Source organism: Pelagibaculum spongiae (genome assembly GCF_003097315.1).
GTDB lineage: Bacteria > Pseudomonadota > Gammaproteobacteria > Enterobacterales > Pelagibaculaceae > Pelagibaculum > Pelagibaculum spongiae.
The window spans coordinates 321737-333906 of sequence record NZ_QDDL01000001.1; the positions used below are offsets into that span (position 1 = coordinate 321737).

Consider the following 12170-nt stretch of genomic DNA (forward strand, 5'->3'; position numbering starts at 1 on the left):
GTAGAGACTTCGACATGTATTTGACCACACCGCAAATAGAAAATCTTGAAGTCAATTTGATTGGAAATCTTTCGACAGGAAATATAAACAAATACAAAGCTGGAGATCACATTTGCAATCCAATTTACCACATGCAACACCGTCAGTTTTTCTCTAGCTTGTGTGGAAATTTTAGTGCGAGCATTTCTATAACATTTATAACAGCTGCCAGCTATAAAGAAATGCCGACAAAAAACATTTTGTCGATTTTTTTTGGTGCGGACATCAATAAAAAACTCATGATCAGCATGAAACCATTTTACAATCGAAATGATTTAATAATCGCAGCAGGAATCGATTACCAAACAGCATCTAATGAAGAACGAGTTAATGCAATGGCAAAAGGAAAAGCAGCGGTGATGAATAATGTATGGCGAACAATATCAGGACATGCAGGTTTGGCAATTCCTCAGCAGAACTTTGTTCTTATCGATGATAACCCCATCAACCGCTTTGCAGCCATGCGGCGAGGCTTTCAAGTCATCAACCCAGCAGCAGCAGATTACGCATCAGTATTATCACTCTTTACTAGCAAGCTCCCAGCAACAAATATTTTTTCACCCCATAGAGACAACTACTGCGATACTGATTGTCCGGTGAAATCTGTTTATTCATAATTTGAATAGTTAATTAAAAGCAGTAAATATTCAGTTGTCACTTATATTAAAAAACCGGACACTTCTCAGCACCCGGTTTTTTTATCTTTAATGCTTTGATTTAAAAGCATCTCGCATCAAGCGCTATTAAGTAACCCTAAAAATTACAGTTTACCTAAAGCTTTCAATACTTTTTCTGGTGTCATATGCCAATCACGTATCCACACACCAGTCGCATCGTGGATTGCACTGGCAATCGCTGGTGCAGCAGCATTAACCCCAACTTCTGAAACACTCTTAGCACCGTAAGGCCCAACAGGATCGTCACTTGGAATTAATTCAGCCCGCATATCTGTTGGCAAATCACCAATCATTGGTGCACCATAATCACGGAAATTAGCGTTTAATACCCGGCCTTTTTCGTCATATTTAATGCACTCAAACAAGGTGTGGCCAATTGCTCGCATGCTGGCACCGTAAATTTGACCTAATGCCTGATCCGGATTAATCGGTGTACCACAATCTAGCAAGGCATAGAACTTACGTAGCTCTACTTCACCAGTGTCGGTATCAACGCCGACTTCAACGAAGTTTGCTCCATAAGGGAAGGCAAATTCAGAAGTAATAAAGCTGCCTTTACCATGCAACTGACCTGGGCCAGTACCGCACTCGGCGTATTCTGCAATTTGTTCCAGTGACAGAAACTTTTCGCTACCATCGATGCAAATTACTTTGCCCGGGAATTCCAAATCCAGATTATCAACCGGTTGCTTCATCAAACCAGAAGCGACGTTTAATACTTGCCTGCGCAGATCTTCAGCAGCTAAACGGGCAGCGTTACCTGAGAAACAAGTACCTGATGATGCATAAGCGCCCTTATCAAACAGACAATGGTCGGTATCACCCGAAACCACATGAACGTCGGTTAATTCGGTTTGCATCACTTCTGCAGCCAGCTTTTGCACCACAGTATCTAAACCCGTTCCTAAATCAGCACCACCCGAGTGAATGATTAATGTGCCATCGGAAGCTAACTTAGCGGTTGCATTCGCCTGATCGATATCCGGAATACCCGATTTTTGCATCATGGTAGCAACACCACGACCAATCTTGATATTTGGCTTTTTCGGGTCAGTCTTAACCGAATCCCAATCGATCATTTGCTTGCCGCGAGCAAGAATTTTGCCCAGCGCACAAGAATGCGCAGTCGGTACGCTCGTTGGGGCCTTACCCTCACCGACCTTACCTAAAAGCTCTAATTTCTGACCTTCATGAACCCGAGTTTTCTCGACCATTTTTAAATGATCGATACCCAGCTCATAGGCCATTTCTGCGACAATCATCTGGATTGCGAAATTGCCCTTAGGCCCGCCATAACCCTGATATGCGCCGGTGGGCACAATATTCGAGTAATAGGTGGTCACGGCAAATTTCACATTATCACAAGGATAAAGCGGCAAAGAAATCGCCGGCGCGTTACAAGGAACCGTCAAACAGTGGTTGCCATATGGGCCGGTATTAAAACGGAAGTTGACGTCAAAAGCGGTAATGCTACCGTCTTTTTTAGCACCCATTTTAACGGTAATTTCTGCCACATGCCGGGTAGAAGTCGCAATAAACTCTTCTTCACGATTATGTCGGAAATGCACCGCACGGCCGGTTTTATAGGTTGCAAAAGCACAAACTTCTTCGACCAGAATGTCTTGCTTGGAACCGAATCCACCGCCGACACGCTCTTTTTTAACGTGAATTTTATTTTGCTTAATGCCCAATACTTTTGAGATCTTGCGGCGTAAGTGCCAAGGCACCTGAGTCGCTGCACGACATACTAAGCGGTCACCATCCATGTAGGTGTAGCAAAGGTGTTGCTCAGGAGGCAGCTGCTGAACCTGGCGAGACTGATAAGTCCGCTCAAGAATTACGTCAGCTTCGGCAAAACCTTTTTCGATATCACCAATATCACCGTGGCCACGTGCCGCAATGTTTTTATGCGGTTCGCCACCAAATGGGAAATTGAAATGAACCTTGCCATCACGTGGATCAGCAAATTTATTCATTTCTGCCAGGTTATCTGGCGCACCGGCGCTGTAACTAATTAATGATTGATGAATAATCGGTGCATCGTCAGCCATTGCTTCTTTAATCGACAACACTGGCTTGAGTACTTCATATTCCACCACAATCAGCTTCATTGCAGCTTCAGCCGCTTCAATAGACTCTGCAACCACTGCAGCTACTCGATCACCGTAATGGCGCATTTTCTGGGCAAACATACGACGATCAAGTGGTGATGGCTCAGGTGCAGTCTGGCCACCTGGGGTGTAATAAACATCTGGGCAATTGCGATGATCAATAATCATTACAACGCCTTCTACCGCTTCAGCAGCAGAAGTGTCAATGCTAGTAATATAAGCACTAGCGTGTGGGCTGCGCAGCATTCTTAATACGCAAGAACCTTCTTCTACAAAATCTTCAACAAAGCTTGGCTCTGCTTGAATACTTTTAACTGCATCAGGTTTAGCGACGGCTTTACCAACAAAACGATTGTCGCCAGAAAAATCCGGTACATTTAATTGCGGGCTAGATTGTAAATCAGAATGCATTAAACGCTGACGCGCTAATTCAACCGCTTCGAAAACTTGTTGGTAAGCACTTTCACGCAGGAAAATACCCGACAAAGTATCGATAACTTGAGCTTTGGTTGGTTTGGCTATCCGCGTCAACAAATCAGTAATTAATAGCGCTAATGCAGGATCGTTATAACCCGATTGCACCACACCACAATCGACCATTGCCGATTGAACTGCGGTTAATTCGCCATAACTGTTAAGTGACTCAGGTGTCACCACCTCAGCACCTTCCAGTTGCGCGGCGATCAACAGAGAGGCATTGACCGCCGCACCACCTAGTAAAATAGTGTCGGAACCGGCAAAGCCTGCTCCATCATCACTATTACGAACTGCGCGATAACCCAAACGCTTTAATAACGCTTGAACATTTTCGCCAACATTAGCCTGCACCTGACAAGGACGGCCATTAAGAATAAAAGAAATCATTATTTAGCCTCCTCACTCAGGACTTGTTCAGCTAACGCTTTTTCGACCAGCCTGCTTACTAACACACCGGCTAAATAAGATTTGGCTTCAGCACCGCCAATAAAATCAGACTCAGGTGCAATCGCTTCTTTAACTGCTAAAACAATCGCTTCAATTTCAGTAGTGGCCGCCAGTGTTAAATCTAACAAAGGTCCAACACCCGACAAGCCAATTTTTAACTGGTCATCATGAGTTAAAGCAACGGCAACACACACCATTGGCTTAGCACTACAGGTATTGGAAATTTTATGGCTGAAACACGCTTTAATATTTAATGGCAAACGAATTTGAAGAATTAACTGGTCGGATTTTTCAGCAATATATTTTTTCAGGGAAACATTATTGCCCTGAGCTAAAACTAATTCAGCGTTTAATGCTAATAAAGCGGGCAATACAACACTATGCTGATCTGCTAGCGCAATTTCACCACCTAAAGTGGCTTGGTTACGCAGGTTACGGCTGAACATTTGCCCAAGTGCATCAGACAAAGCAGCAGGAATTTGTGGATGGTCAATCAGTGATTGCAAGCTAGCCGTTGCGCCAATTTCCAGAGCAGTCTCAGTTGACTGAATCTGGTCTAAAGCAAGCTGACTTAAGCTAATAGCTATCTCTGCTGAAGAAATAGAAGGTTTGGCGTTGAGTTTTGACCCACCCGCCATCCAAACGGCATCTGCAGCAAACTGCTTCTTCAGTGCCAGGGCTTCGTCCAGCGTATCTGGGCGATGAAATGCCTTGATCATTTTTCACTCCTCTCCGGAGACTGGAGTGTTGCCACGGCGATAAGCACAGCTGGCAACAAACTGACTCCCGTAATTCAACTATCTGCCTATTTGGCAACATTTCCGATGATGTAGATCATTGGTAATGCAGCAAAACACATAATTGGTTTGACCTATGTAGGCTTGATGCACTTCAAGCGAAATCAGACACTTTAACTACAAAGTTATTTTCCACTTGGTAGCACCTACGGCTTATCAAAACACTTACAGAAACCCCTGCAAAAGCCGTTCCTATCATTTTGATCAAAGCTATTACTTGCCATTAAACCGATTTCTATTATTGAAATGACACACACAAAAACGCCCCGCGATACCATTTACTGATAAAACGGGGCGATTTATTACACGCCGAAGAACACAAATTTCAGAGCAAATAATGCAGCTAGTGCCCACATGCTGATAGAAATTTCAGAATGACGGCCTGCCAACAGCTTGATTAATGGATAAGAGATAAAGCCTAAAGCGATACCGTTAGAAATTGAGAAACTTAATGGCATCATTAGCGCGGTAATTACGACCGGACCGGCTTCTGTCATATCGTCCCAGTCAATTTTGGCCAGTGAACTGGTCATCAGAATCGCAACATAAAGCAATGCGCCCGCAGTCGCGTAACCAGGCACCATTCCTGCCAAAGGAGACAAGAATAAAGTCACCAAAAATAGCGCGCCAATCACAACCGCAGTTAAACCCGTACGGCCACCAGCAGATACACCTGAAGCACTCTCAATATAAGAGGTCACGGTAGGCGTACCAAACAATGCACCAATCCATGAAGCTGTTCCGTCAGTAACCATTGCCCGGCTCATATTGCGCATTTTGCCATTTTCATCGGTTAAACCGGCACGGTCACCTACGGCAATTAGCGTACCGGTGGTGTCGAAAAGGTTAACGAACAAGAAAGCAATAATGACACCGACCATTTCAACATTTAGCGCACCCATAATATCCAGCTTGCCAAGAATAGGTTCGATGGAAGGTGGCATAGATGCAACGCCGGAAAACTCGACATGGCCAGTCGCCAGAGCAATCAAACTCACCACTGCAATCGCAATTAATACCGCAGCTTTTAGGCCACGCTGCGCTAATGCAAGAATCAGAATCAGGCTTAAACCTGCCATTAGAGGTTCAAAGGAAACAATATCGCCCAAGCCAACAATGGTGCCTTGGTTAGCAACCACCACACCAGCAGTTTTCAAAGCGATAATTGCCAAGAAGAAACCGATTCCACAAGTGATACCTGCACGTAGGCTCGGTGGAATACTATCGACAATCCATTCGCGCACTTTAAACAGGCTCAGTACCATAAAACCGATACCACCCCAGAATACGGCACCCATCGCTTGTTCCCAGGAATAACCCATCCCCAAAACTACCGCATAAGCAAAGAAAGCATTCAGACCAAGCCCAGGTGCTAGGCCGATTGGCCAGTTGGCATACAGACCCATAATGATGGTAGATACGCCAGCAATCAGACAGGTCGCAACAAATAGTGCGCCCTTATCCATACCGGTGGCGGATAACATACCGGGAATCACAAATACCACATAACACATAGTGATAAAGGTTGTGAAACCGGCCAACACTTCGGTTTTTACTGTGGTTTTATGCTCGGTTAATTTAAAAAACCGATCCAATGTACCTTCAATGCCACTTTTATTAGCAACAGCAGAAGCGGTTTTGCTTTCAGCTGTCACCGCGGCAGTTTGGTTGTCACTCATGGTTCTTTACCTCGATTGGAACTTGCGTGTTTGTTCGCGATCGCTAGTCGTCTCCCCACGACTAGCGATTGTTCAATCCAGAGCTGGCAGCATTTTGGCTGCTGCCGAAGCCCATCCTGGGCTTGCTAATTTTTTAATTCTTTACTTCTCCTGCATGCTCCGAAGTACGGAGTCAATTGCTAGCCTTGTGCCATTTCGTAGGTTTGATTAGCCAGAGGCGTAATCAGACATTTTGCTACTCGGCGTTTAAATGTGTCTGATTTCGTTGGAACTCATCAAACCTTTAACATCCCTGGCGAGAATGACCACAGCAACCAATTAACCTCGGCACTTTTTGCATACCAAAAATTAATTCCTGTGATTTATTACCCCAGCTGATCCATGGCGCTCCACAAGCGTTTACCTTGTTTGGCCGCCTCGGCATAAATGTCACTAACATCGAATGGAAATTCGCTGTTTTCCAGTACCACCTTGCCATCAACAATTACCGTGCGAACACCGCTTGAATTCATACCAAATGCCATGTGGCCCGGCAGATTATCTGCCACCAATGGCGTTGGCGTGGTGTAGTCATAAATTAGAATATCGGCCTTGTAACCTGGTTCAATTTTGCCGAACTGGGCGTCAAAGTTGCGTTCCAGCAATTGATTACCGTTATTGAGGAATTTCAAGAAACTATCTGGCCACATAGAACCTTTGGCATCACGGTGCTTAAAGAAAGCCATTTTCAGTTCTTCAAACATATCGGCACCAATACCATCAGTGCCCAGCGCCAAGTTGCGGTATTGGCCCAGCTTGTGGTTATAGCCAACACCATTGTTCATATTGGAACGGGCGTTGTGTACTAAAAAGCCATCACGCTGATTTAACAATTCAATGTCGCCATCTTCAAGAAACAGCGCATGACCAATCACACTCTTGTGATTCAGCAAACCAAATTTGTCTAAACGCGCCAATGGCTCCATGCCATACATATGACGACTATGGGAAACGTCGTATTTATCTTCAGCAACATGAATATGAATGCCACGACCGGTTTGTTTAACGGCTTGGCCCATTAATTCCAAACCCGCATCGGCAACGGTAAATGGCGCATGGGCACCAATATGCGCTTCTACCAGATAAGACTGGTCTTTTTGGCTATCAATCAAATTAGCGAAGTTAACGTTTTCTTCAACGCCGCGCTCTAGTTCACGCAGACCGCCGTTACGATCTGTTGTTTCATAGCAGGTCATGCCACGTAACCCGGCTTTAATAAAACCGTCGCGTAAAACACTCAGCGAGCCTTCAATAAAATTAGGTGAAGCATGGTGATCAATCACCGAAGTACAACCCGATTTAATTGCTTCTAATGAGCAGATTAAACCTGAGTAATAAAGTGATTCTTGGTCGAGTGCTCGGTCTAATTTCCACCACAGGTTTTGCAAGGTAGAAACAAAGTCCGGGCAAGGTTTGATGTCGGCCATAATGCCGCGCGCCAAACCTGAATAAAAATGGTTATGGCTACAAACCATACCCGGCATGACCAGCTTGCCTTTAGCATCGATGACCTTATCCACCACCATACCGGCAGCGATTTCGATGGAAGATTCCACCTTAACGATTTCGCTACCATCAACCAGGATATCGACACCTTCCTGAATTTTGGCTGGATCAGATTCACTAGGGAATTGAACCAAGGTTGCATTTTTAATCAGCAACATAATTTTTTCCTTCATCATTCGAAGATGAAATGTAGGTTTGCTGCGCTTTACGCAAAATCAAACCTACATCTCTAAATATTTAACACCGCGTATTACAGCTCGGAGTAATTTGCTAGCTCCCGCGTCATCCTCGCAAGGGCGACCACATGGATGTGGAAGGTAGAGCGACGCATGGAGCCAAAGCCGAAATGGCGGGGGCAGAAAAATTGCGTCCTTGCTTTTTCTGCATTCGTTACCTCCGTGTAACTTACCCAGAAACAGGGAAGTTAAACCTGCAACTTCCTACCAACCCCAAACCTTCACCCTCCATGGCTTATGGATTCCGGCGTCCATGCTCGGAATGACGCGCTGCCTAACAATTAAACTCGGAACCACCAAGCACTCTACAAAGCTCCAAACAAATCGGGCGAGCTCTGTGGTTATAAAAAACCAGTAGCTCGCCCGGTATGCGTTACAACAAAACTTCATTCAACAAATGGCTGTGATTGCTCATCAGGTAGTTAATAATCCGCAACTCATCACCCAGCTCAACTATCGAATCACCCACCAGCAGACCATTTTTATGTCCTAGTTCAAATTCACCCGACTCGACTCGTACCAGCACCTTTTCTCCATCGACCAGGAAGCCGAAGTTAGTGCTATCACGATAATCTTCCATCAGGCTGAACAGGGTGAATTTCTCTTTGTAAGGACGGCTCATCCAGTTACAGAACTGACCGCAGTTTCCGCATTCGTTGCAGTAAGCATCGATATGAATAATCTGCAGCGGATCTTTAAACCCTGGGATTGGAAATGCCATATTGGCGCGGTTAGGACAAACATCGACGCACTTGGAGCAAACGCTATTACATTCCAAACAGCGACTAGCTTCCTGAGCGATAAAGCCTTCATCACCCTCTTCAACCAGTTTCAGTGGGATGGCACCTTTACGATCAAAGATTTCATCAATTGAAGTCCGTTCTTCACGCTCCAGAACTTCCAACGAAGTACCTTCTCTTTCCAGCGCACAATCCACCGCTTTGCGAGCACAACCAATCGCACTGACAATGCTGGATGGGCCGGTAAAGGCATCACCCATCAGGAATACGTTTTCAGCGGCGGTTTCACAGGTTTTGCTGTCAACCACTGGCCAGCCATCTTCAGCCAGCGCAATGCCTTTAGCTTCCAGAGCAGCGCAATCAGGACGCTCACCAATTGCAGAAATCAAAGTATTGATTTGCAAGGTAACGGTTTTATCGGTTTTAACCGGGCGACGGCGGCCTTGCTCATCTGGCTCGCCTAATTCCATTACTCGAGCGACTAACTCACAAGAACCTTCACCGCTCTCCCCTTTTGAACCAGCGCTCATGGACTCAGGGCTGATTGACTCGGGATTAGTCAGGAAGCAGAAGGTCACACCATCCGCCTTGGCCATTTCATATTCTTCACGGTCGGCCGGCATTTCTTTTTCGGTACGGCGATAAAGCACCGTTACCTGCTCGACACCTGGCAAACGCAAGGCTGCGCGAGCACTGTCCATTGCCGTATTACCACCACCAACCACTGCCACATGAGCACCAAGTTGAAGTGCGGTTTTATCCATATTGAACTGACGCAGGAAGGAAAGTGACTTAATTACCTTGCTGGTATCACCCTGCGCTCCATCACCAGTCAGGGGAATTGCACTACCTTTTTCAGCACCGGTACCAACAAATACATATTTAAAGCCTTGGGCTTTTAATCCATCAACGGTTAATTCCGGGTCACAGCCAAATTCAAAATTCACGCCGTTATCGGCAATAAATTGAATGTCCTGCTCGATTACTTCAGCAGCGATTCTAAATTGCGGAATTACATTTTTAACAATGCCGCCAGCGTTAGCTTCTTTTTCAAACAGGGTAACCGGGAAGCCGCCGCGTGCCATAAATAAAGCAGCCGCCAAACCAGCGGGGCCAGCACCAATGACTGCACATTTTTCCTGACGAGTAATTTCCGGCTTTTGCCAGCTACCACGAAATTCTTTCCAACCTTTTTCTACCGCGATTTTTTTCATTTCGCGGATTTTTACTGACCCTTCATAATCCTGACGAGTACAGGCGTACATGCACTGGTGATCACAAATATGCGCTGTAATTGCAGGCAATGCATTGCGGCTATAAACCAGTTCCAGCGCCTCACGGTACTTACCGGCGGCCAGCATTTGCATATATTCAGGAATATCTTGCTCAATTGGGCAAGCCTGCTTACAAGGCGCCATAGAACAGTCAGTCAGAGGTACTTTTACCGGCTTTTTACGCTGGTTTTCATGCCACTCTTTTTGAGTGTAATCATCAACCAGCGAAGCTTTGGCCAGCGCTTCTACCGCATCCACATCAACCTTAGTCATGCCCCATGCATCGCTGGTTTCCAAGCGATCTGCACAGTCTTTTAATCGCAGATAACCGCCAGGCTTGAGCAGGTCGGTCGCCATGGTGATTGGGCGAATGCCGGTATCAAAAATCTCGTTAATATTGCCTTTCCAAGCACCACCGGAATAAGACATTGGCAGCTCACCATTAAATTCACGCGCTAACAATGCAGCAACGTTCATAGTTAATGGATAAAGCGCCCGGCCCGACATATACATTTCAGGCCCAGGCAAACGACCTTTATGGTTAATGCTTGCCAGAGTATTGGTCAATTTAACGCCGAAACGACGGCCATGCTCTTTACCGTTTGCTACCAGTCGATGCAGCATTGGCAAGGCTTGTTCAATTTTCAGATCATGCTCAAAGCCTTCAGGATTCAGACCGATATAATCAAAACCACAACCATCTAAAATACCGCGAACGGTTTTAAAGCCCAGTAAGGTCGGGTTGAGTTTGACGAAGGTATTAATCTTCTTCTCGGTCAACATGTAGTTACAAATTGCTTCGATTTCTGCTGGTGGGCAACCGTGCATGGTCGATAAAGTCATCGACTGACTAATGCCCCCAGGAATGCGGCTGGGTAATTCGCGCAAGCGTTGAATACGCTCGGCTTCGCCTTGCAGCCCCATCAATTTGATAAAGTCTTCATCATTTACCAGCGCCTGCAACTGAGCTTTGTACACGGCAAACATTGGGTGAGCAGCAGAATCCATCATGTCATCAATGAAGGTCTGCATCCGGTCGGTTTTAATTCCTTCCAGGTTGTAGCCAACACTCATGTTGAAAATAAATGAGCGCTTGCCATCTGGCTGCGGATCAAATAACTCTTCCAATAAATAAGTTAAAAACCAGGCTTTTAAATATTCATCATGCGCCTTGGTTAAGGTAAATTCAGAAGACCATTCGGTATTAAAACATTCGTCTTCTGGATCAATACATGGCTTTTCAATTTCCAGTTCATCCATTATTTGAACGGTTTTCAGTTCAATAAAACGGCCACCGGTAAGCCATGAAGTTAAAATATTTTGAGTTAACTGGGTATGAGGTCCGGCTGCTGGACCGACAGGTGTCTCAGCTCGCTCTTCAAAGACCTTAATATGATGGGCATTCTGCTTGCGGAAAAACTGCTTAGCAGGAATACCAAAAATGCTGTTGGTTTGACGATACTCACCCACAATCCGCTCGATCAGCGATTTGAATGGTACGGGTCGCATAATATCAGCCATAAAACTTGCCCTCTCCTGACCAGCCATCATCTGAGTAATTCTGATGTACCAGTACTTTTAATGCTGGTTACTTATACCCGTCATATTCGAAGACACAGCGGCATTGCCTACCTGCAACTCCAATTATTTCGTGTATATAAAAAAGCATCTAAAAAAATAATGAGAAAAACGCTTGCTGAAATGGCTTTTGACCAGCGGCCAAGTCAGCACCTGCAAATGTATTGCTGAGTTTTTTGCATCATTCGTACCAGTCTTGAGTCAATCAATGGTCAGACCGATCACTAGCATCAACAGAAATGATATGAGTCAAATTTACGCAAGCCGGTCATGCCAAATTAAAAACTTTATCGACCGATAAGAATTAGGTTTTGATTGATTTAGTCGCTTATTGATATGCATTCTCACTACCAAGCCAATCAACCGCCTACATCTATATAGGCAGCGACAAAAGCGCGGGGGTTTTATCAAGCTGGTAATGAGGGTGGTCGGGGGAAACTGGGAGAGGATCAGAATGAGAGGGTGGGAGGTGGATGGGTAGACGCCAAGCAAAAGCAAACTGTTATTACGACATGCTCATATTTACAATTTTTTTATAGTGCAAAGTAGAGACCCAAACGATTTCGCTGA

The 12170-nt window shown here is 45.3% G+C and carries 6 protein-coding genes; 1 reads left to right on the forward strand and 5 read right to left on the reverse strand.

Features of this window, described 5'->3' with window-relative positions; translation table 11 throughout:
- Nucleotides 1-14 precede the first annotated feature (14 nt).
- Nucleotides 15-656 carry a hypothetical protein gene (locus DC094_RS01430; RefSeq protein ID WP_116685305.1) on the forward strand — a complete coding sequence of 214 codons (642 nt, stop codon included), beginning with the start codon at nucleotides 15-17 and terminating at the stop codon, nucleotides 654-656.
- A 143-nt stretch (nucleotides 657-799) separates the two neighbouring features.
- Here DC094_RS01430 and DC094_RS01435 read toward each other — a convergent pair whose 3' ends face one another.
- From DC094_RS01435 to ygfK, 5 genes are all read right to left on the reverse strand, one after another.
- Complete coding sequence (locus DC094_RS01435) at nucleotides 800-3691, reverse strand: molybdopterin-dependent oxidoreductase Mo/Fe-S-binding subunit (RefSeq protein ID WP_241503940.1); 2892 nt, start codon at nucleotides 3689-3691, stop codon at nucleotides 800-802.
- A complete protein-coding gene (locus DC094_RS01440; RefSeq protein WP_116685307.1) occupies nucleotides 3691-4470 on the reverse strand; it encodes an FAD binding domain-containing protein in 780 nt (259 codons plus the stop codon). Before DC094_RS01440 ends, DC094_RS01435 begins: the two co-directional genes overlap by 1 nt.
- A gap of 380 nt (nucleotides 4471-4850) precedes the next feature.
- On the reverse strand, nucleotides 4851-6227 hold the full coding sequence (locus DC094_RS01445; protein WP_116685308.1) for an NCS2 family permease: 1377 nt from the start codon (nucleotides 6225-6227) through the stop codon (nucleotides 4851-4853).
- A 365-nt stretch (nucleotides 6228-6592) separates the two neighbouring features.
- Nucleotides 6593-7930, reverse strand: a complete 1338-nt coding sequence (gene ssnA / locus DC094_RS01450) for a putative aminohydrolase SsnA (RefSeq protein ID WP_116686165.1) — start codon at nucleotides 7928-7930, stop codon at nucleotides 6593-6595.
- Between the two features lie 451 nt (nucleotides 7931-8381).
- Nucleotides 8382-11543: a putative selenate reductase subunit YgfK gene (ygfK, locus tag DC094_RS01455; RefSeq protein ID WP_116685309.1), complete on the reverse strand. Its 3162-nt coding sequence runs from the start codon at nucleotides 11541-11543 to the stop codon at nucleotides 8382-8384.
- Between the last annotated feature and the right edge of the window lie 627 nt (nucleotides 11544-12170).

Excerpts from the sequence above, each read along its gene's own strand:
- DC094_RS01430 (WP_116685305.1), top strand. The coding sequence starts at position 15 with ATGTATTTGACCACACCGCAAATAGAAAATCTTGAAGTCAATTTGATT.
- DC094_RS01435 (WP_241503940.1), bottom strand. The coding sequence starts at position 3,691 with ATGATTTCTTTTATTCTTAATGGCCGTCCTTGTCAGGTGCAGGCTAAT.
- DC094_RS01440 (WP_116685307.1), bottom strand. The coding sequence starts at position 4,470 with ATGATCAAGGCATTTCATCGCCCAGATACGCTGGACGAAGCCCTGGCA.
- DC094_RS01445 (WP_116685308.1), bottom strand. The coding sequence starts at position 6,227 with ATGAGTGACAACCAAACTGCCGCGGTGACAGCTGAAAGCAAAACCGCT.
- ssnA (WP_116686165.1), bottom strand. The coding sequence starts at position 7,930 with ATGTTGCTGATTAAAAATGCAACCTTGGTTCAATTCCCTAGTGAATCT.
- ygfK (WP_116685309.1), bottom strand. The coding sequence starts at position 11,543 with ATGGCTGATATTATGCGACCCGTACCATTCAAATCGCTGATCGAGCGG.